Source organism: Aquabacterium sp. OR-4 (assembly GCF_025290835.2).
Lineage (GTDB): Bacteria > Pseudomonadota > Gammaproteobacteria > Burkholderiales > Burkholderiaceae_C > Pseudaquabacterium.
This window is the reverse complement of the sequence record NZ_JAOCQD020000001.1, coordinates 1910053-1932185: the sequence shown is the minus strand read 5'-3', so window position 1 is coordinate 1932185 and position 22133 is coordinate 1910053. Positions and strand designations below refer to the sequence as shown.

Below are 22133 nucleotides of genomic sequence, written 5' to 3'. Positions count from 1 at the left end.
CCTGCGGGTGGCGGGGTGCTGCGCGCAGGCGTGGCCCGGCACCGGCGCGGGCGCGGCAGCCAGACAGCCGGTGCAAGGGAGACGGGCCACATGTTCACCAGACCTTCATCGACGATGGCGGGCGCCAGGCCCGGGGCACACCGCGCCGCGGCCCTGGCCGTGCTGCTGCTGCTGGCCAGCGCCGGCGCACAGGCGGCCAGCCTGGACGAGGCCACCGCGGGCGATTTTTCAGGCAACTGGCTGAACCCCACCGACTGGGCGCTCACCTGGGGCGTTGATGGCAGCAACCTGCTCAGCGGCAGCGTGGGCAACTCGGTGGCCGCCGGGGTCGACCGCGACTACATCAGCTTCACCGTGCCGGCGGGCCATGTGCTGGGCGCCTTGCGCGTGGGCCTGGCCACCACGGTGGGCAACAACGGCTCGTTCCTGGGGCTGGGCGCCGGCCGCGGCATCGCCATCGACCCGACCCTGGGCCCGGGCAGCGCCGCCGGCCTGCTGGGCTACCGCATCTACGGGCTGGCCGACCGCGGCAGCGACATCCTGGACGACCTGGCCGTGCCGCTGAACGGCAGCAGCGGCTTCAGCCCGCCGCTGGGCGCCGGCAGCTACACGCTGTGGGTGCAGGAGACGGCGCGCGCCGGCCCCTATGCCTACCAGTTCGAGCTGCAGCTGAACGCGGTGCCCGAGCCCTCGGCGCCGGCCATGCTGGCGGCCGGCCTGCTGGCGCTGGGCCTGCTGCGCCGGCACCGGCAGGGGCGTTAACAAGGGCGTTAGCAAGGGCGCAGGCAAGGGCGCCGAGGCCCGCCCGGCGAGCCGCCACCCGCCCGCCCGGCCACCTGGCCCGCCCGCGCGCCGCCCCGTGCGGCGGCGCGTGGCGGCGCGCGGCGCGCACAGTGCCTACACTGCGCGCCCATGATTCTTCTCGCGCCCATGGAAGGGCTGCTCGACCACAGCCTGCGCGATGCGCTCACCCGAGTGGGTGGCATCGACCGCTGCGTCACCGAGTTCATCCGCGTCACCGACCGGCTGCTGCCCGACCGCGTGTTCCTGCGCGTGATGCCCGAGCTGTTGAGCGGCAGCCGCACGGCGGCCGGTGTGCCGGTGCGCGCGCAGCTGCTGGGCAGCGAGCCGGCGGTGCTGGCCGACAACGCCGCGCGCCTGGCCGAACTGGGCGCCGAGGGCGTGGACCTGAACTTCGGCTGCCCGGCCAAGTGCGTGAACCGCCACCGCGGCGGCGCGGTGCTGCTCGACGAGCCCGAGCTGGTGGGTGAGATCGTGGCCACGGTGCGCCGCGCCGTGCCCGCTGGCGTGCCGGTGTCGGCCAAGATGCGCCTGGGCAACCGCGACGAGGACACCATGCTCGATGTGGCTCGCGCCATCGCCGCGGCCGGTGCCAGCGAGCTGGTGGTGCATGGCCGCACCAAGCTGCAGGGCTACAAGCCGCCGGCCTACTGGGACCGCATCGCCCACATCCGCGCCGCCGTGCCGGGCCTGCCGGTGGTGGCCAATGGCGAGATCTGGAGCGTGGCTGACGCGCTGCGCTGCCGCGCCGAATCGGGCGGCCAGGCGCTGATGCTGGGCCGCGGCATGGTGGCCGACCCCGGCCTGGCGCTGGCCATCCGCCATGGCGCCGAGCAGGCGCCCGACTGGGCGGCGGTGCCGCCGCTGCTGTGGCGCTACTGGCAGCGCGTGGCCCTGCATGTGGATGCGCGCCACCGCGCCGGCCGCATCAAGCAGTGGCTGAACCTGCTGCGGCGGCGCTTTCCGCAGGCGCAGGCGCTGTACGAGCGCATCCGCACGGTCAACGACACGCGCGAGGTCGAGGCCTTGCTGTTCGCTGCTGACGCCTAGAAACGGGGCTGAAGCCGGCCCCGGCTTGCCCGCCTCGCACGCAAGCCGGCAGCCGCCGCGGATCGGCCTGGGCGCTACTTGCCCCAGCTGTCCTTCAGCGTGGTGATGCGGTTGAACACCGGCGCGCCGGCCTGGTGATCCTTGCGGTCGGTGACGAAGTAGCCGTGGCGCTCGAACTGCAAGCGCGTGTCGGCCGGCGCCACGGCCAGCGAGGGCTCGACATAGCCGGTGACCACGGTCTTGCTGGCCGGGTTGAGGGCGTCGAGGTAGTTGCCGTCGCCGGCATCGGGCTGGGCCAGCGTGAACAGGCGGTCGAACAGGCGCAGCTCGGCGGCGATGCCGTCGTGCCGGCCCACCCACGTGATGGTGCCCTTGACCTTGACCGCATCGGCGCCGGGCGTGCCGCTCTTGGTGTCGGGCACCACGCTGGCCAGCACGCGGGTGACGCGGCCATCGGCGTCCTTCTCGCAGCCGGTGCACTCGACCACCATGCCGTACTTCAGCCGCACCTTGTTGCCCGGTGTGGTGACGCCCGCCGCGTCGCTGCGCGGCGGATAGAGCCGGAAGAAGCCCTTGGGCGGCACTTCGGCAAAGTCGTCGCGGTCGATCCACAGCTCGGGGCCGAGCGAGAAGCTGCGCTGGCCCAGCTCGGGCAGCTGCGGATGGGCCGGCGCGCCGCAGGGCTCGCGGTGCTCGGCGCCGTACAGCTCGGCCCAGTTGGTCAGGGTGAGCGGCAGCGGGTCGATCACGGCCATCGCGCGGGCGGCCTGGCCTTCCAGGTCGGCGCGCAGGGTGCCTTCGAGCACGCTGTAGTCGATCCAGATGTTGGACTTGCTGGCGCCGGTGTCCTCGGCCATCTTGCGGATGGCGGCCGGCGTGTAGCCGCGCCGGCGCAGGCCGGCCAGCGTGGGCATGCGCGGGTCGTCCCAGCCCTGCACATGGCCGTCGTCGACCAGGGCCTTGAGCTTGCGCTTGCTGGTGACCACATAGGTCAGGTTGAGCCGGCCGAACTCGTGCTGCTTGGGCGCCGGGGCGTTCAGCAGGCCGGGCAGCTGGCGGCCATCGGCCAGCGTGGCGGGCTCGCTCAGCCGCGCCAGCAGCCAGTCGTAGAACGGGCGCTGGTCTTCGAACTCGAGGGTGCAGATCGAGTGGGTGATGTTCTCCAGCGCGTCCTCGATCGGGTGCGCATAGGTGTACATCGGGTAGATGCACCACTGATCGCCGGTGGCGTGGTGGTGCGCGTGCTTGATGCGGTAGAGGGCCGGATCGCGCAGGTTGATGTTGGGCGAGGCCATGTCGATGCGGGCGCGCAGCACCATGGCGCCGTCGGCATGCTTGCCGTCGCGCATCTCGCGAAAGCGCGCCAGGTTCTCGGCCACGCTGCGGCTGCGGAACGGGCTGTCGGTGCCGGGCGTGGTGAAGTCGCCGCGGTTGGCGCGCATGGCCTCGGGCGTCTGCTCGTCCACATAGGCCAGGCCGCGCTCGATCAGGCGCTCGGCGGCGCGGTACATGAAGTCGAAGTAGCCGCTGGCCCAGTACAGGTGCTCGGTGCCCTGGAAGTTCCAGTCCCAGCCCAGCCACCGGACCATCTCGATGATCGCGTCGACGTACTCCTGCTCCTCCTTCTCGGGGTTGGTGTCGTCAAAGCGCAGGTGGCACACGCCGCCGTGGTCGCGCGCCAGGCCGAAGTTCAGGCAGATGCTCTTGGCATGGCCGATGTGCAGGTAGCCGTTGGGCTCGGGCGGGAAGCGCAGGCGCACGGCCGCGGGGTCGGCCGGGCCGGCCTGGTGGTGGGCCGCGTCACCCGGCGTGCCGCCCCATTGCCGCTGGGCGTAGACGCCGTCCTGCAGCTCGCGCTCGATCAGGGTGCGCAGGAAGTTGGCGGGCTTGGGGGCACTGTCGGTGGCGGACATCGGTCGGGACCAGGGCAAAACCCTGATTCTAGGAGCCGGTGCCGCCTACATGCCCTTGAACAGGTGGGCGTACAGCCGGCTGGCGCTGAGCTTCTCGGTCCGGCCCCGCAGCGTGAGCAGCAGCTTGCCGCTGTCTTCGCGCTGCGCGGTGGTGATGGCGGTGGCGCGCACCACCAGGCTGCGGTGCACCTGCCAGAACTGCGCCGCGTCGAGCTGCGGCAGCAGTTCGCGCAGCGACAGGCGGATCAGGTGCTCGCGTTCGGCGGTCACCACGCGCAGGTACTTGTCGGCGGCCTCGAAGTACAGCACCTCGTCCACCGGCACCAGGTGCACGGTGCTGCCGACGCCGGCCTGGATGACGCTCAGCCGCGGCTGGCTGCCGGCGGCCGGTGCCGTGGCACCGAGCAGGGCGCGCAGTTGCTGCAGGGCCTGCTCGAGCCCCGCGGCGGCCGGCGCGGTGGCGTCGGCGCCGGCCGTTCCAGCGGCTGTGCCCGCAGCCGTGCCTGCGGCGGTGGCTGGGCCCGGCGCCGCCTCGGCGGCCAGCCGCTGCTGCAGCCGCTGCACGCAGGCCGCCAGGCGCTGTGGCTGCACCGGCTTGACCAGGTAATCGACCGCCTGGGCCTCGAAGGCCGCCAGCGCGTACTGGTCGTAGGCGGTGACGAACACCAGCAGCGGAAACGGCGCCACGCCCGGGCCGGCGGCCGGCCATTCCTCGGCCAGCGCCTGCGCGGCCTCGAGCCCGCTGAGGCCGGGCATGCGGATGTCGAGAAAGCACAGCCGGGGCTGCTCGCTCAGGGCCTGCTGCACCGCAGCGGCGCCGTCGCCCACCGCGGGCAGCAGCCGCAGTTCGGGCCACAGGCGCGCCAGCTCGGCCTGCAGGCCGGCGGCCAGCAGCGGTTCGTCTTCGGCGATCAGGGCGGTGACAGGCATGGCAAGGCGTGGCGTGGCGGAAGTTTGGCGAGGGTGGCCGGCGTCGTGCCAGTGGCCAGATGGGCAGATGGGCAGCTGGGCGGGTTGGCGGGTGGGCCTCTCAGCCGGGCGCGGGCCAGGGCAGCAGCACCGTGGCATCGGTGCCGCCATCGGCGCCCGGGCCCAGCGTGAACTGGGCCGCGTCGCCAAACAGGCTGGCCAGGCGCTCGCGCACCTGGCCGGTGCCGAAGCCGGTGCCGGCGGTGGCCGCGGGCTGCTCGCTGGCGGGCAGGCCGGCGCCGTTGTCGCTGACCCGCAGGCACAGGCGCGGGCCCTGCGGCGTGTGGATGCGCGTGGCGCTGACGCGGATGCAGCCGCCGGCCAGGTGCGGCTCCAGGCCGTGCTGGATGGCGTTTTCGACCAGCGGCTGCAGCAGCAGCGGTGGCACCGGCAGCGGGCGCAGCTCGGCCGGCAGATCGAGCTGCACGCTCAGCCGCGGGCCCATGCGGATGGCCATCAGCGCCAGGTAGTCGTCCACGCGCTCGAACTCGGCCGCCAGCGCATGGCGGTCGGCCCGCGAGGCGTTCAGCGTGGCGCGCAGGTAGGCGATCAGGTGGTCGAGCATGGCCTGGGCGCGCTCGGCGTCCAGGCCGATCAGGACGCGCAGGTTGGCCAGGGTGTTGAACAGCATGTGCGGCTCGAGCTGCGAGCGCAGCAGCTTGAGCTGGGTTTCGCTGGCCAGGCGCTGGGCGGCCTCGGCGGCGGCCTGCTGCCGCGCCGCGCGCTCACGCTGGTAGAAAAACAGCGTGGCGCCCACGGCGGCCAGCAGGCTCATCAGCACCGGCTGCAGGCTTCTGAACGACTTGTGCAGCGACAGGCCGGTGACCGCATCGCCGGCCAGCGTGCCCAGCGCATAACCGGCTGCCGTGCCGGCCAGCACGCAGAACACGATGCCGGCCTTGCCGGGCCAGCCGGTGTCGCGCGGGTCGAGGGCGGGCCACTGCGCGATCATCAGCTTGCGGCCGCCGTCGATGAACAGCCAGCACAGCATGCCGATGCAGTTGGCGTACACCGCGATGTGCCAGAGCTCGCCCTTGCTGCCCGGCATCAGCCACATCATGGCGGTGACGAACTGGCACAGGCACAGGTTGACCAGGCCGCGCCGGGCCAGCCGCAGCCACCACGGGCCCGGGTCGGCGACGCTGCTGCGGCTGGGCAGCTCGGGTTGGGGCGTCTTGGGCGGGGTGCTGGGGGTCGGCATCGGTGGCGTCACGGGGGCCAGGTCATCGGTGGCGGATTGTCGGGTGCGGCGGCGCGCGTCAGAACGCCATCGAGGCCGCCAGCAAGGCGTTGCGCCGCGTCGGCAGTTGGGCCAGCAGCGCGCTGCCGGGGCCGCCGTACTGGCGCCAGCTGGCGTTCAGGCGCAGGCGGTCGCCCTGCCACTGCAGCCCGGCGGTGACGATGCGGCCCCGGTCGGCCGGCTGCCACAGGGTGTCGAGCGTCAGTTGCCAGGGGCCGGGCTGCCAGGCCAGGCGCACGAACAGGTTGTCGCGGCGCAGGCTGGCGGCGTCAAAGGGCGAGGCCTGCCAGGCCAGGTTGCCGGCGGCGCCGGCCAGCGCCTCGGCCGGCAGGCCCGGGCGTGTGGCCCAGGCGGCCAGGGCCTGGTTGCGGTTGGCCCAGGCATCCCAGGCGGCATCGGGCAGCGCGCTGCCGTCGTGCCAGGCTTCGACCATCAGGCTTTGCTGCAGCTCGCCGGTCCACTGGCCGCCGATCAGCCACTGCCTGGCGCGGCCCAGCGTGGCCCGCTGCCAGGGGTTGTGGCGCAGCAGCGCATCGGGCGCGGCCGCGGCCTGGCGCCAGCCGTCGTGGCGCTGCAGCAGGCGGGCCGAGGCGTGCAGCTCCAGCGCGTCGGTGGCCACCCAGGCGGCGGCGGCGCCCAGGCTGCTGCCGGTGTGGCGGCCCTGGCGGGCCAGGGCGTGCAGGTCCCAGCTGCCCTGGCGGCCATACCAGCGTGCGGCCAGTGCACTTTCGCGGCCACCGCGCTGCTGCTCGGGGGCGACGTTCCAGCGCTGCGGGTTGGCCCAGACGAAGGACCACGCGGTGTCGGCGCCAAAGTGCTCGGCCATCAGCAGCGGCCGGCCCTCGGGGGTCTGGCCAAACTGGGTGCGGCGCTCTTCTTGCTGCACCACGTCGTTGGGGCGAAAGCCGTAGCCCACGTCCCAGCCCAGCACCTTCTTGCCGGCCGCCAGCTGCCAGGCGCCCAGGTCGAGGCTGGCCTGCAGCTCGTTGACCCGGCTGTGCCCGCGCGCGCTGCGCTGGCGCCGCCACTCATGCGCCAGCAAGGCGTTGGCCTGCAGGGCCAGGCCGTGGCCACCCAGGCGGCCGCGCAGCGCATGGCGCAGTTCGGCCTGCAGCGCCAGGCCATCGGTCACCGGCGCGGCGGTGCCGGGGGCCAGGGCCTGGGCGGTGGCCAGCGGGCCGTGGCCGCCGGGCGTGCGGCCATCGGCGCGAAGCGTGATCTCGGCGGCGCTGTCGGGGTGGTGGGCCACCGGCGCCTCGCTGGCCAGGGCCGGCAGCGTGCCGGCGCACAGCGCCAGGCCCAGCAGGCACGGTGAGCGGCGGCTCATTCGAGAGCCGGGTTCTTGGCCAGGAACATCGGGTTGAGCCAGGTCTCGGGCACCTGGCGGTTGGCACGCGAGAGGTAGCGCACGCGGGTCTCCTTGTGGTTGCTGAGCTGGTCGCGCAGCACCATCTCGCTCACCTGCGTGGGCGCCGCGGTGACGGATGCCGGCTGGTCCATCACGAAGCGCGCCTGCTTGGCCAGCTTGTCGCTCTGCACATAGAGGTCGGCCGCCACCGGCTCGTGGCGCGCCTTGCCGATCCACAGCGTGATGCGCTGGTAGCTCACGCCCTTGCGCGTGGCGTTCAGCGCCAGCTGCAGGCAGGGCTTCTTGTCGTCGGGCGCCGGGCAGCGGCCTTCGGCCGCCAGCTGGCCGGCATAGTCGTCGGCCCAGCTCAGGGTGGCGATGTCGCCGGTGGAGGCATCGCCCAGCAGCTTTTGCGAGGGCGTGATGCGCACCGGGCGCTGGCTGCCGGGCAGCAGCAGCCAGAAGTCGTCGCCCAGCATCAGCACCTTCTGGCCGGCCTCGGCCGGCGAGCGCATCAGCACCAGGCTTTTGCGGCCGGGCTGCACGAACACGGTGTAGCGCCGTTCCTTGTCGGCCGTGCCGTCGCGCTGGAAGGTGTTGACCTGGGTCTCGACCTGCAGCGCGTCGCCGCCGCCGCGGTAGCGGTCGGCAGCCTTCAGCAGCGTGGCCACGTCGGGGCTGGCCAGGGCCGGGGCCATGGCCAGGGCGGCCAGGCTGAGTGAGAGGGTTTGCTTCATGGTGGGGCCCGATCAGGTGTGTGCCAGGGCGTCGACGATGGGCCTGGCCACGGTGCGGCGTGCCACCAGTGCCGAGGCCAGGGTGGCCAGCAGCAGCATGGCGGCCAGCGTCAGGGCGTAGAGCGGGCCGTCGAAGGCGATCTGCAGCGGGTAGCCGCTGCTGCGGCCGGGCGGTGGCGGCATCTGCACCGGAAACACCAGCAGCGCCACGGTGATGCCCAGCGAGACCAGCACGCCGGCCAGGGCGCCCATGCCGCCCAGCAGCAGGCCTTCCAGCGCAAAGCTGCGCACCAGCTGGCCGGGCAGGGTGCCCAGCGCCCGCAGGGTGCCGATCTCGCGCGTGCGCTCGATCACCGCCATGGCCATGGCATTGGTGACCACGAAGACCACGATCACGCCGATGATCAGACCCAGCGCACCGAAGATGCGGTTGTAGAGGTCTTTCACGCTGCGGTAGAAGGTGGCCTGGTCGACCCAGGTCTGCACCGCCAGCTGCGGCAGCCGGGCACGCAGCCGGGCCTGGGTGGCATCGGTGGCGTCCATCCGGTTGAGAAACACGCCCAGGCTCGACACGCGCTGGGTCACCAGCAGCTTCTGGGCGGTGGCCACATCGGTGTAGACCAGGCGCTTGTCCATCTCGGGGATGCCGGTGGACACCACGCCGGTGACGGTGACATCCAGCGCATTGAGCGCCCCCTCGGTGGTGCTGGCCAGCAGCGTGAGGCTGCTGCCCGGCGTGGCCTTGAGGCTGCGTGCCAGCGCCTCGCCCAGCATCACGTGCAGGCGCTGGTCGGAGCTGAGCACCTTGCCGGCCTTGACCTGGAGGAACGGCCCCTTAATCGCGAACTCGGCATCGGGGTCGATGCCGGTGGCCATCATCACCGTGCTCTTGTCGCCATTGCTGATCAGGCCCGAGAACTCGACGCGCGGCAAGACCTGGCGCACCGCGTCGTCGACCAGCAGCTGCTGCTTGAGCGCCTCGGCGCCGTCCAGGCCGTGCTGCAGCGGCGTGTCTTCATCGCGGCTGAACTGCTCGGCGCGGGCCACGATCAGGTGGCCGGTGGCGCGCGCCGACATCTCGGCCAGGCCGCGGTAGGTGAACAGCGCAAAGCCGCCGGCCAGCAAGATGGCCGCCGTGCCGAGTGCCGCGATGCTGACCGTCACGGCCGATCGCCGCGGGTTGCGCAGCGTGTTGTGCCACGCGAACTTCAACCATTTCATGCGGCTTCCCCTTCCAGGATGCGGCCATCCAGCAGGCGGATGCGGCGGTCGCAGCGCGCCAGCAGGCGCTCGTCGTGGGTGGCGATCAGAAACGCGGCCCGGTGGCGGTGGCCCTGCTCGCGCATCAGGTCGAGCACCTGGTCGGCAGTGCGTGAATCGAGGTTGGCGGTGGGCTCGTCGGCAATCACCAGCGCCGGGCGCTTGACCAGGGCACGGGCAATCGCCACCCGCTGGCGCTGGCCGCCCGAGAGCGCATCGGGCCGGTGGTGCCCATGCGCGTGCAGGCCCACGGCCTCGAGCATCTCGGCCACGCGCTGGCGGCGCTCGGGCGCCGGCAGGCCGGCGATGAACAGCGGGTAGTCGACGTTCTCGGCCACGGTCATCACCGGCACCAGGTTGAAGCTCTGGAAGACGAAGCCGATGGCGTCGCGGCGCAGCAGCGTGGCGGCGGTCTCGTCCAGCGATCCGGCGTCCACCGCACCCTGCGGGCCATGCAGGGTCACCGTGCCGGCATCGGCGCGGTCCACCAGCCCGGCCAGGTTCAGGATGGTGCTCTTGCCGCTGCCCGAGGGGCCGGTGAGCGCCAGCATCTCGCCCGGCGCCACGTCCAGATCCACGCCCTGCAGCGCCGGCACCACATGGGCGCCCAGGCGGTAGGTCTTGTGCACGCCGCGCAGGCACAGCACGGTGCCTGCCGGGCGAGCCTGCGCGCTTTGCGCTGCGGGATTGGCGCCTGGGGGTGGCGCGGCGCGGCTCATGCCTGCTCCCGGTGGCACGGGCGCGCGGCGTGTGGGGCCCGGCGCATCACAGCGCCTGCAGCCGGCTGCGTGCCACGGCGGCCTGCGGCGTGCTGCTGGCGGCGGCCTTCTCGTACCACTGGCGGGCCAGGGCGGGCTGCTGGTCGGTGGCGGCCTGCTGGCCGGCACGCAGCCACACGGTGGCCTTGAACGGCGCCGGCGAGGGTTCGAACAGCGGGCTCTTGAGCACATCGTCCAGCAGCTTGTGGCCGCGCTCGCCGCGGTTGAACATGCCCGGCATCGCCAGAAAGGTGTTGGCCGCGGTGAACTTGACCAGCAGCACCGCCGGCACGCCCAGGTGGCTGGGCGCATCGTGCGCCGGGCCGAGCTGGGCCAGCGCCTTGTCGACCAGCGCCAGGCCGTCCTCGGCATGGCCCATCTTCTTCCACGGCAGCAAGGTGGTGGTGGCGCGCATCGAGGTGCTGGCGCCGGCATAGGCGCGCAGCACCGGGTCGGTGGGGGCGGCCGCCAGCAGCTTGTTGAACTGCGCGGTGGCGGCCTCGATCGCCGCCTCGTCACCGGGCTTGGCGGCGCTGAAGCGGGCAAAGGCCGCGGCAAAGCCGCCGTCGCTGTCTGCGGGTGTGGGTGTGGTGGCCGCGGCGGTGGTCGCGCCTGTGGTGCCGGCCGTCTGCTGCGCCTGGACGCAGACCGTGGCGCTGATCAGTACCGCGCCCGAGGCCAGCGCCACCAGCGAGGTGGCGGCAAGGCTCAGCAAGGCGCGGCGCGGGCTTGAATCGGTGTTGCTGCTGCTGCGGTTGGTCGGCATGTTCGGCTCCCTGGGGTTGGATGACATGCCGGCATGGTGTCGGCCCCGGCAGGCCGGCGCAGCCGGGCTGCGACGAAAAGCCGCTGCGCGTCGCGAAGCGTTGCCGGGGGGCGGGGAGCGGTGCGGGGCGGGGCGGGGCAATCCGAGCCGAGGCGGCCGGGTGAGGCCGGATGCGGCCGGGTGCGGCCGGCCAGGCACCGGCGCGCGCCTCAGGCGCCGTGCAGCAGCAGATCGAGGTTCTGCACCGCCGCGCCGGCCGCGCCCTTGCCCAGGTTGTCGAACACCGCCGCCAGCAGCACCTGGCCGTGGGCCGGGTTGGCCAGCACGGCCAGGCGCAGGTCGTCGCTGCCGTTCAGCGCCGTGGGGTCGAGATGCGCCAGCGCCGCGGCTTCGGCCGGCGGCAGCACCTGCACCCGCGGCGTGGCCGCGTAGCGGGCCTGCAAGGCCGCGTGCAGCGCGGCCACCGTGGTGCCGGCGGGCAGCAGGCGCAGGTGCAGCGGCACGGTCAGCACGATGCCCTGGCGAAAGGCGCCATAGGCCGGCACGAAAAACGGCCGCTCGCGCAGGCCGGCATGCTGCTGGATCTCGGCCACATGCTTGTGCGCCAAGGCCAGGCCGTACAGCTGGAACGGCGGCGGCGCGGGCTCACCGGCCGCCGGCGCCTCATGCGCCTCGATGCCCGCCCGGCCGCGGCCCGAGTAGCCCGACACGGCATGGATGCTCACCGGGTGGTCGGCCGGCAGCAGCCCGGCATCCACCAGCGGCCGCAGCAGGGCCAGCGCGCCGGTGGGGTAGCAGCCGGGGTTGCTGATGCGCGGCGAGGCGGCAATGCGCGCGGCCTGGCCGGGGCACAGCTCGGGCAGGCCGTAGGTCCAGCCGGGGTCGGTGCGGTGCGCCGAGCTGGCGTCGATCAGGCGCACACCGGGCCGGCGCACCCAGGCGGCGGCCTCGCGCGCGGCGTCGTCGGGCAGGCACAGGATGGCGATGTCGCAGTCGTTCAGGGCCTGGGCGCGCCGTTCGGGCTGCTTGCGCTCGGCCTCGGGCAGGCTCAGCAGGCGCAGGTCACGCCTGCCGGCCAGGCGGGCGCGGATCTGCAGACCGGTGGTGCCCTGGTCACCGTCGATGAACACAAGAGGCGGCATGGGGTGGAGTGGCTTGAATGGCAGAAGCCGCCATGCTCGCGAGCCCGCTTGCATCAGACAAGTTGAATCTTGCAAACTCGAGATTCAGACTTCATGAATCAACAGCCATGCGCGAATTCAACCTCGACCGCCTGCGCACCCTGGTGACGGTGGCCGAACTGGGCAGCTTTGCCGCCGCCGCCCAGGCCCTGCACCTGGCGCCACCCACCGTCACGCTGCATGTGGCCGAGCTGGAGGGCCGCCTGGGCGCGCCGCTGCTGCGCCGCGGCCGGCCGTCGGTAACGCCCACCGGCGCCGGCGCGCTGCTGATCGAGCATGCCCGCCGCCTGCTGGACAGCGCCGATGCCGCGCTGGATGCCGTGCGCCGCCACATTGCCGGCCACGCCGGCCGCGTGCGCCTGGGCGCCAGCACCGGCGCCATCGCCCAGCTGCTGCCGCAGGCGCTGCAGGCCCTGGCCGCCACGCACCCGGGCATCGACGTGCAGGTGCAGGTGCTGACCTCGGCCGAAACCCTGGCACGCCTGGCCAGCGGCGGGCTGGACCTGGGCATCGTGGCGCTGCCGCAGCCGCCCGGCGCCGGCCTGCAGATCGAGCCCTGGCGGCAAGACCCGGTGCTGGCCGTGTTGCCCGCCGCCTGGGATGCGCCCGATCCGGTCACGCCCGGCTGGCTGGCCGCGCAGCCGCTGGTGCTCAATGACGGCAGCACCCACCTCTCGCGCCTGTGCACCGAATGGTTTGCGCAAGCCGGCCAGCGGCCGCAGCCGCGCATTGCGCTGAACTACAACGACGCCATCCGCAGCCTGGTGGCGGCGGGCTATGGCGCTTCGCTGCTGCCGGCCGATGGCGGCGCGCCGCCGGGCAATGCGCCGGCTGATCCGCGCCTGCAACTGCGTGCCCTGCAGCCAGCGCTGTGGCGCCCGCTGGGCCTGGCCTGGCGGGCCGACGACGATGGCGACGGCCTGGTGGCGCAGGTGCTCAGTGCGCTGCGTCAGTTGCCGACGGCGGCGGGGCTGCCTGACGCTGCGGCTTGACGGCGCAGCGGGATGGGTAGACGGGCTGGCGGACGGGCGGACGGGCGTTGCCTGGGGCCATGCAGCGCGTTCAACCGCCCCAGGTGCACGCACGCTGGCGTTTCCTCAGAGTCGACGATGCCAGGCAGGCAGCCGCTGCTTCATGCTGGCGCCTCCCGCGATGAAGCAGACAGGAGACGGCACATGCACAAGTTCGGGCGTTGTTCGATGGCATGGGGCCTGGCCGGCCTGGCGGCCACGGCCGTGGCGCAGACCGAACTCGAGGCCTGCAAGCGCGTGGTCGACGCTCAGGAGCGGCTGGGCTGCTACGACCGCGCCCTGGGCTTCGAGGCCGGCACGGTGGCGCAGCCCTTGCGCGATGCCGACATCCAGGCCGAGTTCCACAAACGCCGCAAGAGCGGCAGTGCGGCGGCTGAGCAGGTCCTGTTCGTCCGCTCAAGCACCACCATCTCGGCCGACAACGGCGATCCGGCCGAGGTCGCCCTGGGGCGTAGCGCAGGCCGCACCACCGGCACGGCCAAGGCGGCCATTCTCTGGGTGCCCTACGGCAAGCTGGGCGTGCTCGACACCGAAGAGGTCAAGGGCATGAAGCCCTACCTGGCGCTGGGCTTCGAGAGCGACTCCACCCAGATGGCGCGGGTCGACCAGGTGGCCACCCAGACGTTCCGGCTGGGTGGCCGATCGGTGCTCAAGGCAAGGCAGAAGCTGCAGACCGGCGGTGCCCTGGCCTATGAACTGGCCTTGCGGCTGCAGAACAACGATGTCACGGACACGCGCACCGCGTCCATCGAGGTGCCGGTCGACATGAACTACCACTGGCTTGTGGCCAACGAAGCCCTGCGCATCCGCCTGCGCGACCGGTGGGTGTTTGGCAGCCTCGCGCCCTATGTCGATCACAGCTCACGGCGGGCGCCCGGCCAGCCGGCGTCGGTGCACGGGCTGGATGTGCGTCTGGGCCTGGCGGCCTTGGTGCCCGAGCTGCCGGAATCGATGCAGGTGCTGAACCGCTTGCGCCCGCACCTGTTGCAGTGGCAGTCCGAGCATGTGAGGCAATTCAACGGTGCGCAGCCGCGCAGCACGAAGCACAGCCTGTCGACCTCATGGGTCATCCACCGCAGCCATAACGGGCAGCAGGGCATCAAGCTTGAGCGGGTGGTGGGCCGCAACTTCCGTGACGGCGAGGAAGCCGATGTGGCCAGAACCGCGGTCAAGCTGACCGCCAAATACTGACCCGGCGCGCGCGGGTGCCGCTGGCCGTCGAGTGCCGCCTCAGCGCCGCCGCCCGCCGCCCAGCAGCGAGCCCAGCACGCCGCGCACGATCTCGCGGCCCACGGCCGAGCCGATGCTGCGCATGGCCGAGCCGGCGGCGGCCTCGGCCAGGCCGGGGCGGCGGCCGCCGCGCGGGCCGGTGCTGCCAAAGAGCACATCCTTCAGCCCGTCCATCAGCCCGCCACCGGCGGCGCCGGCCGCCTCCTGCGCCGCGCCGCGGGCGGCGTCGGCCGCACCGCCGCGCATCGCGGCTGCGGCCTCATCGGCCATGCTGCGCCCGCCGGTGGCGGCAGCGGCGGTATCCGCGCTGCTCACTGCGCGGCCCTTGAGCTTCTCGTAGGCCGATTCGCGGTCCACCAGCTTCTCGTACACGCCGGCCACCAGCGAGCCCTGCAGCAGCGCCTGGCGCTGCGCTGGCGTGATCGGGCCGATCTGGCTGCCCGGCGGCAGCACATACACGCGCTCGGTCACGCTGGGCCGGCCCTTGGCGTCGAGCAGGCTCACCAGGGCCTCGCCCACGCCCAGCTCGGTGATCGCGGTGGCGATGTCCAGGCCAGGGTTGGCGCGCATGGTTTCGGCGGCGCTCTTCACCGCCTTCTGGTCGCGCGGGGTGAAGGCGCGCAGCGCATGCTGCACGCGGTTGCCCAGCTGGCCCAGCACGGTGTCGGGGATGTCCAGCGGGTTCTGGGTGACGAAGTACACCCCCACGCCCTTGCTGCGCACCAGGCGCACCACCAGCTCGATGCGTTCCACCAGCGCGGCCGGCGCGTCCTTGAACAGCAGGTGCGCTTCATCAAAGAAGAACACCAGCTTGGGCTTCTCGAGGTCGCCCACCTCGGGCAGGGTTTCGAACAGCTCGCTCAGCAGCCACAGCAAGAAGGTGGCGTACAGCCGCGGCGCGTTCATCAGCTTGTCGGCCGAGAGGATGTTGATGACGCCCTGGCCGGAGGTCGGTGCCGCCGGGCCGCCCCAAGGCGCCGACGCGCCCCCTTGGGGGGCAGGAGCCGCAGGCGACGTGGGGGCCGGTGTCACCGTTTGCATGAAGTCGGCGATGTCGAGCATGGGTTCGCCGAAGAACTTGTCGCCGCCCTGCTGCTCGATCTGCAGCAGGCCGCGCTGGATGGCGCCGATGCTGGCCGCCGAGACATTGCCGTACTCGGTGGTGAACTGGCTGGCGTTGTCGCCCACATGCTGCAGCATGGCGCGCAGATCCTTCAGGTCCAGCAGCAGCAGGCCCTGGTCGTCGGCGATCTTGAACACCATGTTCAACACGCCGGCCTGGGTGTCGTTGAGGTTGAGCATGCGCGCCAGCAGCAGCGGCCCGAAGTCGCTGATGGTGGCGCGCACCGGGTGGCCCTGCTCGCCGAACACGTCCCACAGCGTGGTGGGGCAGGCCAGCGGGGTGGGCGTGGCCAGGCCGCGCTCGGCGAGGATCTGCGCCAGTTTGGGGCTCACGCTGCCGGCCTGGCTGATGCCGGTGAGATCGCCCTTCACATCGGCCATGAACACCGGCACGCCGATCTTGCTGAAGTTCTCGGCCAGGGTTTGCAGCGTGATGGTCTTGCCGGTGCCGGTGGCGCCGGTGATCAGGCCGTGGCGGTTGGCCAGCGCGGGCAGCAGGTGGCACTCGGCAACGCCGTGCTGGGCGACGAGGATCGGCTCTGACATGGATGGCACTCCGGGCGAAAACAGGGGGGGTCGCCTGGCAGTTTAGGGGCATTCAATGCCAGCTCTGGCCCAGGGCACGGCCCGCCAGCACGGCGGTGAGCGCGAAGGCCGAACACCAGGCCAGCGCCGCGCCCGGGCCATGAAATGCCGGCAGGTGCAGCAGCGAGACCGCCGGCACCAGCAGGCCCAGCAGCAGCAGGCCCTGCAGGCCGTGGCGACGGGTGCGGCGGCGGCGCTCGTGCGCCAGCAGCGCCGCCGCGGCGCCCCAAGGCGCCAGCAGCACCGCATAGGGCAGGGCGGTGGTGGCGGGCAGCTTCCACGGCCAGCCGGCGGCCGCCAGGCCGGGTGCCGCGCCAAGCAGCAGCACCAGCGCCAGCGCCAGCGCGGCCAGCGCCAGCAGGCCGCGGTGTGGCCGCTCGGCCGGCGCCTGCAGCATGCGGTCGCGCCACAGCAGTGCGCCGGCATGGGCCACGATCAGCAGGCCGGCCGCCGGCAGCAGCCAGAGCCTGCCCGGCCCGGCCGCACTGGCTTTGGCCAGGCCGGCTGCGGCTGCGGTTGCGGCTGTGGCTGCGGTTGCGGTTGCGGCTGCGGTTGCGGTTGCGGGTGCGGGTGCGGGTGCGGGTGCGGGTGCGGGTGCCGCTGACGTTGCGGCCGACGTTGCGGCTGCGGCATCACCCGTTGCGGCCAGCGGCAGGGCCGCCAGCTGCGCGCACCAGACCGGCCAGCCGCCCAGCAGCACCAGCGCGGCGGCCGCCGACATCAGCAAGGGGATGCGCAGCGCCGCGCGGTCGTGCTCGGTGGCGGCGCGCAGCCAGGTGTAGGCCAGCGCCAGCTGCATGGCGCCCAGGCAGCGCGCGTGCAGCGGCGGCAGTGGCCAGGGCAGGGCCTGGGCCGCCAGCGCCGGCCAGCCCAGGGCCAGCAGGCCGCCGGCCAGCAGCAAGGCGCCCAGCAGCGCAAAGTGCAGGCGGTGGGGCCAGCCGGGGTCGGTGTCCAGGCGTCCGCCAGGCGGGGGCATCGGGTGCATGGCGCCACTGTGCCGGGCAGGGTGGCGGCCGTCGCGTGACGCGGGCCCCGGCCGGCAGGCCCGGGGGTGCCGCACCGGGTGGGCGCGCGGGACGCCGGTCCCGTCCGCCACAGCATCTTTGCACTGGATGCAAGACTGTATTGCTGGGATTTGTACGCGTGCTTTGGCTGTCAGAATTTGGGCCAACGCCGCTGCCACGGCACCCCAGGCGCGAACCGATGTCCGCTCTCAGCCAGAAGATCCGCTTCCTGCGCAGCCACGACGGCACGCGGCTGGCGTATGCCAGCAGCGGTCAGGGCCCCACGGTGATCAAGGCCGCCACCTGGCTGTCGCACCTCGAGCACGACTGGGACAGCCCGGTGTGGCGCCATGTGCTGCATGCACTGTCCGAGCGTTACCGCCTGCTGCGTTATGACGAGCGCGGCTGCGGCCTGTCGGACTGGCAGGTGGCCGATCTGGGCTTCGAGCACTGGGTCAGCGATCTGGAGGCGGTGGCCGACCAGTCGGGCGCCGAGCGTTTTGCGCTGCTGGGCATCTCGCAGGGGGCGTCGATCGCCATCGCCTACGCGGTGCGCCATCCCGAGCGGGTGACCCACCTGATCCTGCAGGGCGGCTACGCGCGCGGCCGGCTGGTGCGCAGCCACACGCGTGAGCAGGCTGAAGAGGCCGAGATGATGTGCCGCCTGGCCGAGCTGGGCTGGGGCCGTGCCGATCCGTCGTTCCGCCAGTTCTTCACCACCCAGTTCATCCCCGACGGCCTGCCCGAGCAGCATGCCTGGTTCAACGAGCTTGAGCGCCTGTCCACCTCGCCGGCCAATGCGGCGCGCTTCATGCGGGCCTTCAACACCATCGATGTCACGGCCCTGCTGCCGCGGGTGCGCTGCCCCACGCTGGTGCTGCACAGCCGCCACGACCTGCGCGTGCCCTTTGATGAAGGCCGGCTGCTGGCCACGCAGATTCCGGGCGCCTCGCTGCTCACCATCGACAGCCGCAACCACCTGCTGCTGGCCGACGAGCCGGGCTGGGCCCGCGCGCTGGAGGAGATCGACGCCTTCCTGCCCGGCCTGGGCCGCGCGCCGGTGGACGGCCCGATCGGCGCGCTCACGCCGCGCCTGCGCGAGCTGCTGGAGCTGCTGGCCCAGGGCCGCGACAACGCGCAGATCGCCGCCTCGCTGGGCCTGTCGGAGAAGACGGTTCGCAACCAGGTGTCGGTGCTGTTCGACCGGCTGCAGGTGGAGAATCGGGCGATGGCCATCGTCACCGCCCGCAACCACGGCTTCGGCCTGGCGCGCGCCTGAGGGCGCGCGATGCCCGGCCGCAGCAACCGGCGCCTGCCCGAGGCCGCCGCACCGCCGCGGCAGCGCGCGCCCGCCCTGCGCGCCGACGGCGCCACCGGCCGCACCCGGCCCGATCTGGCGACGCTGCAAACCCTGGTGGCGGTGATCGACAGCGGCGGCTTCACCGAGGCCGCGCGGCGTCTGGGCATCTCGGCCTCGATGGCCAGCCGGCGCGTGGCGGCGCTGGAGGCCGGGTTGCAGGTCACGCTGATGCACCGCAGCACCCGCGGCATGTCGCTGACCCTGGCTGGCGAGCGTTTTGTGCAGCGCTGCCGCGAGCTGCTGCAGGGCCTGGAGCTGGCCTGCGACGAGCTGCGCGGCCCCGATGACGAGGTCAGCGGCCAGGTGCGCATCACCGCGCCACAGTCGCTCGGCGCGGCCATCCTGGCGCCGGTGCTGGCCCGGCTGATGCGCGAGCACCCGGGGCTGGACGTGGACGTGCTGCTCGACGACCGCCGCATCGATCTGGTGGGCGGCGCGGTGGACCTGGCCTTGCGCGCCGGGCCGCTGCCCGAATCCCAGCACATCGCGCGCCGGCTCACCGTGGTGCGTGGCAGCCTGGTGGCCAGCCCGGCCTATCTGGCGCAGCACGGCACACCGCACCAGGTGGCCGATCTGGCCCGCCATGTGGCGCTCACCCACAGCGAGCTGGGCCCGCGCGGCCTGTGGGATCTGGGCCAGGACGTGGCACCGCGCCAGCGCGTGCGCGCCAACAGCTTTGACATGCTGTATGCGCTGGCCCTGGCGGGCAGCGGCATCGCGCCGCTGCCGCCGTTCCAGGGCCGCCAGGCGCTGGCCGATGGCCGGCTGGTGGCGGTGCTGCCGCAGATCACGCTGCCGGGCATCACGCTGTGGGCCGTGGCGCCGCCGGCCACGCGCTTGTCGGGCCGGGTGAAGTGCGTGATGGACGCGCTGGCCGACTATGCCGAGCGGCCGGCCGCGTGCTGGGGCGAGCCGGCTTGAAGCCGGGCATGAACCCGCTGTGCGGGCACATGGCGGCCCTGCGCAACTCGCCGTACGGGTGTACGGCTGCGTTGCTCGCACCGCCCTGAGCCCGCTCGCGACGGTTCAAGCATGGCGTGTGCGCTTTGGCTCGCACGGCTCAAGGCTGCGCCAGTTCGCCAAGCCGGTCCCGGCGGGTTGCGGCGGGCGCCTCGGCGTCGGGGAGGGCGGCGGCGGGCAAGGGCCGGCGGCCACGGATCAGGTCAGCCGCGCGCTCGGCCAGCATCACCGTGGGCGCGTTGGTGTTGCCGCCGGGAATGGCCGGCATCACCGAGGCATCCACCACCCGCAGGCCGTGCAGGCCGTGCACGCGCAGCGCGGCATCCACCACCGCCATCGGCTCTTGCGCCAGCGGGCCCATCGCGCAGCTGCCCACCGGGTGGTAGACGGTGTCGCTGCGTGCGCGCAGCAGTGCGCGGATGGCGGGGTCGCCCTCGGCCAGGGTGCTGGGCAGCGCGCGTGTCACCTCGCTGGCCAGCGCCGGCTGGGCCATCAGGCGCCGGGTGAGCTGCCAGCCGAGCACCATGTCGTCCAGGTCGCGCGGGTCGGTGTAGAAGCCCGCGTCGATCAGCGGCGCGTCCAGCGCGCTGGGCGATTGCAGCGCCACGCGGCCGCGGCTGCGCGGGCGCAGCAGCGACACATGGCACGAGAAGCCGTGGTGCAGGTTGAGCTTGCGCGCGTGGTCCTCGACGATGGCGGTGACGAACAGCAGCTGGAAATCCGGCGCCACCGATTGCGGGTGCTTGCGGATGAAGCCCGCGCCCTCGGCAAAGTTGCTGGTCAGCATGCCGCGGCGCTCGCGCCGGTAGCGGCCGATCTCGCGCAGCAGCCGGGCGCCGCCGGCGGGCGAGACGCCGGCCAGATCGGTGGTGGGCGCGCGGTAGCCGAAGATGTAGTCAACATGGTCCTGCAGGTTGCGGCCCACGCCCGGCAGCGCGTGCTGCAGCGTCACCCCCCAGGGCGCCAGCGCCTCGGGTGCGCCAATGCCCGAGCACAGCAGCAGCTGCGGCGACTGCAGCGCGCCGGCGCTGACGATGACCTCGGCCGTCGCCCGGCAGGCCAGCGCGCGGCCGCCGCGGCGCGGCCCCTGCTGCAGCAGCGCGCCGATGCAGCGCCGTCCGTCCAGCAGCAGCCGCGTGGCCTGCGTGCCGGTGAGCACCTGCAGGTTGGGGCGCTTCATCACCGGCTCGAGGTAGGCGCGGAAGCTGCTGCAGCGCTGGCCGTTGCGCTGCGTCACCTGCACCGTGCCGAAGCCTTCCTGCTCGGCGCCGTTGAAGTCGTGGTTCAGGCGATAACCCGCCTGGCGGGCGGCCAGCAGCCAGCGCGCCAGAAAGGGGTTGTCGGTGCGCAGGTCCGACACGCTGAGCGGCCCGTCCTGGCCATGCCAGGGCGCACCGTGGCGGGCATTGCCCTCGGCGCGCCGAAAGTAGGGCAGCACCTCGGCCCAGCCCCAGCCGGGGTTGCCGCGGGCGGCCCAGCCGTCGTAGTCGCTCGGGTGGCCGCGCATGTAGACCATGGCATTGATGGCCGAGCTGCCGCCCAGCGCGCGCCCGCGCGGCTGGTAGCCGCGGCGGCCGTCCAGCCCGGCCTGCGGCACGGTCTCGAAGCCCCAGTTGTTGATCTGCGTGGGCAGCATGGCCACCAGCGCGGCGGGGGTGTCGATCAGCAGACCGCGGCCGTCGCCGCCGGCCTCGACCAGCAGCACGCGGCACGATGGGTCTTCGCTCAGGCGCGCGGCCAGCACGCAGCCGGCCGAGCCGCCGCCCAGGATCACGTAGTCGGCCTCCAGCACGGTGTCGGGGCTGGTATCGGCCAGCGGGGCCTTGGGTTGGGTCAGGTGGGTCATGTCGGGATCACCTCGTGAGGTACAGGGCCGTGGTGGCGGCGGGGGGGCTCAGCGCGGCGTGGCGCTGGCGTCGCGGCCCACGGCGCGCAGGCGCTTGACGAAGGCCATCAGCGGCGGCCGCTCGCGCACCAGCGGGCCGCTGGTCACCGCGCGCAGCAGAAAGCTGAGCTGGCCGAACAGCGCAAAGTCGGCCAGGCGCGGCTGCTCGTCGATCAGCCAGGGGCCGGGCTGCAGCAGCGCGGCGGCATGGTCGAGCTGGCGCTGCAGTTCGCCCAGCAGGCGCTCAGGCGGCTTGCGGCCGGTGCCCTGGCCCCGCACCTGGGCGGCAATGCGCCGGCGGTAGATCTGGTAGCCCAGCCGGCCCAGCGGGCCGCGGCCGAACAGCTGCGGCACCAGGCCGGCGGTGGCCGGATCGAGCCACAGGAAGTGCAGGCCCAGAAAGTACAGCGCCTCGTCGGCCCACTCTTCCAGCGCATGGTTCAGCGCCGCCAGGCGCGCATCGGCGGGCACCAGCGCGGGCTCGGGGTACAGCGCCTCCAGGGCCAGCGCGATGTCGGTGGAATCGGTGACGAAGCGGGCATCGATCTGCAGCGCCGGCACCTTGCCCAGGCCGCGGCGCTGCAGCGTCCACCAGTGCGCCGGCGCCAGCGGATCGACCGCCTCGAACACCAGGCCCTTGTGGCGCAGCATGGCGCGCACCTTGACGCAGAAGGGCGAGCTGGGAAAGTCCCAGAAGCTCAGGCGCTCGCGCTGCTGTGCGGCGCGCCAGGCCACCGCCGGCGGGCTGTCGGCACGCAGGCCGAAGGCCAGCGGCGCCAGCTGCCGGCGCGCCGGGTCGCGGATGAAGCCGAACTCGGCGTCGATGGTCGAGCTGTGCTCGGCGGCGGCGGCGACGGCGGCGGGCCCGGCCGAGCTGGCCGAGCTGGACGGGCTGGACGGGTGCAGGGTCTGGGCGTTCACGGGCTTGTCTCC

Annotated in this window: 19 protein-coding genes; 6 read left to right on the top strand and 13 right to left on the bottom strand. The window is 73.1% G+C overall.

Annotated features, from left to right (window positions below):
• Nucleotides 1-90 precede the first annotated feature (90 nt).
• Together N4G63_RS08415 and N4G63_RS08410 are read left to right on the top strand one after the other, a co-directional pair.
• The gene (locus N4G63_RS08415; RefSeq protein WP_260787877.1) at nucleotides 91-762 is read left to right on the top strand and encodes a PEP-CTERM sorting domain-containing protein; all 672 of its coding nucleotides are present in this window, start codon (nucleotides 91-93) and stop codon (nucleotides 760-762) included.
• 150 nt (nucleotides 763-912) lie between these two features.
• Nucleotides 913-1851 (top strand): tRNA dihydrouridine synthase, encoded by a 939-nt coding sequence (locus N4G63_RS08410; protein ID WP_260787876.1) that lies wholly within the window; start codon nucleotides 913-915, stop codon nucleotides 1849-1851.
• Nucleotides 1852-1925: 74 nt separating this feature from the next.
• Here the strand turns inward: N4G63_RS08410 and N4G63_RS08405 are convergent, their stop codons facing one another.
• The 9 genes from N4G63_RS08405 to argC form a co-directional block, all read right to left on the bottom strand.
• Nucleotides 1926-3764 carry a glutamine--tRNA ligase/YqeY domain fusion protein gene (locus N4G63_RS08405; protein WP_314599574.1) on the bottom strand — a complete coding sequence of 613 codons (1839 nt, stop codon included), beginning with the start codon at nucleotides 3762-3764 and terminating at the stop codon, nucleotides 1926-1928.
• A 45-nt stretch (nucleotides 3765-3809) separates the two neighbouring features.
• On the bottom strand, nucleotides 3810-4694 hold the full coding sequence (locus N4G63_RS08400) for a LytR/AlgR family response regulator transcription factor (protein WP_260787875.1): 885 nt from the start codon (nucleotides 4692-4694) through the stop codon (nucleotides 3810-3812).
• Between the two features lie 100 nt (nucleotides 4695-4794).
• Nucleotides 4795-5934 carry a sensor histidine kinase gene (locus N4G63_RS08395; RefSeq protein ID WP_260787874.1) on the bottom strand — a complete coding sequence of 380 codons (1140 nt, stop codon included), beginning with the start codon at nucleotides 5932-5934 and terminating at the stop codon, nucleotides 4795-4797.
• Nucleotides 5935-5992: 58 nt separating this feature from the next.
• A complete protein-coding gene (locus N4G63_RS08390; protein WP_260787873.1) occupies nucleotides 5993-7300 on the bottom strand; it encodes a hypothetical protein in 1308 nt (435 codons plus the stop codon).
• Nucleotides 7297-8058 carry an outer membrane lipoprotein-sorting protein gene (locus N4G63_RS08385; protein ID WP_260787872.1) on the bottom strand — a complete coding sequence of 254 codons (762 nt, stop codon included), beginning with the start codon at nucleotides 8056-8058 and terminating at the stop codon, nucleotides 7297-7299. Before N4G63_RS08385 ends, N4G63_RS08390 begins: the two co-directional genes overlap by 4 nt.
• Before the next feature lie 12 nt (nucleotides 8059-8070).
• Nucleotides 8071-9279 (bottom strand): ABC transporter permease, encoded by a 1209-nt coding sequence (locus tag N4G63_RS08380; protein WP_260787871.1) that lies wholly within the window; start codon nucleotides 9277-9279, stop codon nucleotides 8071-8073.
• Nucleotides 9276-10037 (bottom strand): ABC transporter ATP-binding protein, encoded by a 762-nt coding sequence (locus tag N4G63_RS08375; RefSeq protein WP_260787870.1) that lies wholly within the window; start codon nucleotides 10035-10037, stop codon nucleotides 9276-9278. The genes N4G63_RS08380 and N4G63_RS08375 overlap by 4 nt, the downstream gene beginning before the upstream one ends.
• Before the next feature lie 46 nt (nucleotides 10038-10083).
• Nucleotides 10084-10842 (bottom strand): hypothetical protein, encoded by a 759-nt coding sequence (locus tag N4G63_RS08370; protein WP_260787869.1) that lies wholly within the window; start codon nucleotides 10840-10842, stop codon nucleotides 10084-10086.
• A 209-nt stretch (nucleotides 10843-11051) separates the two neighbouring features.
• Entirely contained in the window at nucleotides 11052-11984 is a 933-nt protein-coding gene (argC, locus tag N4G63_RS08365) for an N-acetyl-gamma-glutamyl-phosphate reductase (RefSeq protein ID WP_260787868.1), read from the bottom strand.
• A 107-nt stretch (nucleotides 11985-12091) separates the two neighbouring features.
• Here argC and N4G63_RS08360 point away from each other — a divergent pair, with 107 nt between their 5' ends.
• Together N4G63_RS08360 and N4G63_RS08355 are read left to right on the top strand one after the other, a co-directional pair.
• The gene (locus tag N4G63_RS08360) at nucleotides 12092-13015 is read left to right on the top strand and encodes a LysR family transcriptional regulator (protein ID WP_260787867.1); all 924 of its coding nucleotides are present in this window, start codon (nucleotides 12092-12094) and stop codon (nucleotides 13013-13015) included.
• A 243-nt stretch (nucleotides 13016-13258) separates the two neighbouring features.
• A complete protein-coding gene (locus N4G63_RS08355; RefSeq protein ID WP_314599573.1) occupies nucleotides 13259-14245 on the top strand; it encodes a hypothetical protein in 987 nt (328 codons plus the stop codon).
• A 39-nt stretch (nucleotides 14246-14284) separates the two neighbouring features.
• On the opposite strand, the gene N4G63_RS08350 is transcribed toward N4G63_RS08355, so the two are convergent.
• Nucleotides 14285-15952 (bottom strand): helicase HerA-like domain-containing protein, encoded by a 1668-nt coding sequence (locus N4G63_RS08350; protein WP_314599572.1) that lies wholly within the window; start codon nucleotides 15950-15952, stop codon nucleotides 14285-14287.
• 52 nt (nucleotides 15953-16004) lie between these two features.
• Entirely contained in the window at nucleotides 16005-16976 is a 972-nt protein-coding gene (locus tag N4G63_RS08345; RefSeq protein WP_260787865.1) for a hypothetical protein, read from the bottom strand.
• Nucleotides 16977-17194: 218 nt separating this feature from the next.
• Here N4G63_RS08345 and N4G63_RS08340 point away from each other — a divergent pair, with 218 nt between their 5' ends.
• Both N4G63_RS08340 and N4G63_RS08335 read left to right on the top strand, forming a co-directional pair.
• Nucleotides 17195-18274, top strand: coding sequence for an alpha/beta fold hydrolase (locus tag N4G63_RS08340; protein WP_260787864.1), 1080 nt, complete (start codon nucleotides 17195-17197; stop codon nucleotides 18272-18274).
• A gap of 9 nt (nucleotides 18275-18283) precedes the next feature.
• Nucleotides 18284-19276, top strand: coding sequence for a LysR family transcriptional regulator (locus N4G63_RS08335; protein WP_260787863.1), 993 nt, complete (start codon nucleotides 18284-18286; stop codon nucleotides 19274-19276).
• 139 nt (nucleotides 19277-19415) lie between these two features.
• Here the strand turns inward: N4G63_RS08335 and N4G63_RS08330 are convergent, their stop codons facing one another.
• Both N4G63_RS08330 and N4G63_RS08325 read right to left on the bottom strand, forming a co-directional pair.
• Nucleotides 19416-21161, bottom strand: coding sequence for a GMC family oxidoreductase (locus tag N4G63_RS08330; protein ID WP_260787862.1), 1746 nt, complete (start codon nucleotides 21159-21161; stop codon nucleotides 19416-19418).
• A gap of 48 nt (nucleotides 21162-21209) precedes the next feature.
• Nucleotides 21210-22121 (bottom strand): glutathione S-transferase family protein, encoded by a 912-nt coding sequence (locus N4G63_RS08325; RefSeq protein ID WP_260787861.1) that lies wholly within the window; start codon nucleotides 22119-22121, stop codon nucleotides 21210-21212.
• Between the last annotated feature and the right edge of the window lie 12 nt (nucleotides 22122-22133).

Bases quoted from the DNA above. Each gene is read 5' to 3' on its own strand.
- N4G63_RS08415 (WP_260787877.1), top strand. From the start codon at position 91: ATGTTCACCAGACCTTCATCGACGATGGCGGGCGCCAGGCCCGGGGCA.
- N4G63_RS08410 (WP_260787876.1), top strand. From the start codon at position 913: ATGATTCTTCTCGCGCCCATGGAAGGGCTGCTCGACCACAGCCTGCGC.
- N4G63_RS08405 (WP_314599574.1), bottom strand. From the start codon at position 3,764: ATGTCCGCCACCGACAGTGCCCCCAAGCCCGCCAACTTCCTGCGCACC.
- N4G63_RS08400 (WP_260787875.1), bottom strand. From the start codon at position 4,694: ATGCCTGTCACCGCCCTGATCGCCGAAGACGAACCGCTGCTGGCCGCC.
- N4G63_RS08395 (WP_260787874.1), bottom strand. From the start codon at position 5,934: ATGCCGACCCCCAGCACCCCGCCCAAGACGCCCCAACCCGAGCTGCCC.
- N4G63_RS08390 (WP_260787873.1), bottom strand. From the start codon at position 7,300: ATGAGCCGCCGCTCACCGTGCCTGCTGGGCCTGGCGCTGTGCGCCGGC.
- N4G63_RS08385 (WP_260787872.1), bottom strand. From the start codon at position 8,058: ATGAAGCAAACCCTCTCACTCAGCCTGGCCGCCCTGGCCATGGCCCCG.
- N4G63_RS08380 (WP_260787871.1), bottom strand. From the start codon at position 9,279: ATGAAATGGTTGAAGTTCGCGTGGCACAACACGCTGCGCAACCCGCGG.
- N4G63_RS08375 (WP_260787870.1), bottom strand. From the start codon at position 10,037: ATGAGCCGCGCCGCGCCACCCCCAGGCGCCAATCCCGCAGCGCAAAGC.
- N4G63_RS08370 (WP_260787869.1), bottom strand. From the start codon at position 10,842: ATGCCGACCAACCGCAGCAGCAGCAACACCGATTCAAGCCCGCGCCGC.
- argC (WP_260787868.1), bottom strand. From the start codon at position 11,984: ATGCCGCCTCTTGTGTTCATCGACGGTGACCAGGGCACCACCGGTCTG.
- N4G63_RS08360 (WP_260787867.1), top strand. From the start codon at position 12,092: ATGCGCGAATTCAACCTCGACCGCCTGCGCACCCTGGTGACGGTGGCC.
- N4G63_RS08350 (WP_314599572.1), bottom strand. From the start codon at position 15,952: ATGTCAGAGCCGATCCTCGTCGCCCAGCACGGCGTTGCCGAGTGCCAC.
- N4G63_RS08345 (WP_260787865.1), bottom strand. From the start codon at position 16,976: ATGCACCCGATGCCCCCGCCTGGCGGACGCCTGGACACCGACCCCGGC.
- N4G63_RS08340 (WP_260787864.1), top strand. From the start codon at position 17,195: ATGTCCGCTCTCAGCCAGAAGATCCGCTTCCTGCGCAGCCACGACGGC.
- N4G63_RS08335 (WP_260787863.1), top strand. From the start codon at position 18,284: ATGCCCGGCCGCAGCAACCGGCGCCTGCCCGAGGCCGCCGCACCGCCG.
- N4G63_RS08330 (WP_260787862.1), bottom strand. From the start codon at position 21,161: ATGACCCACCTGACCCAACCCAAGGCCCCGCTGGCCGATACCAGCCCC.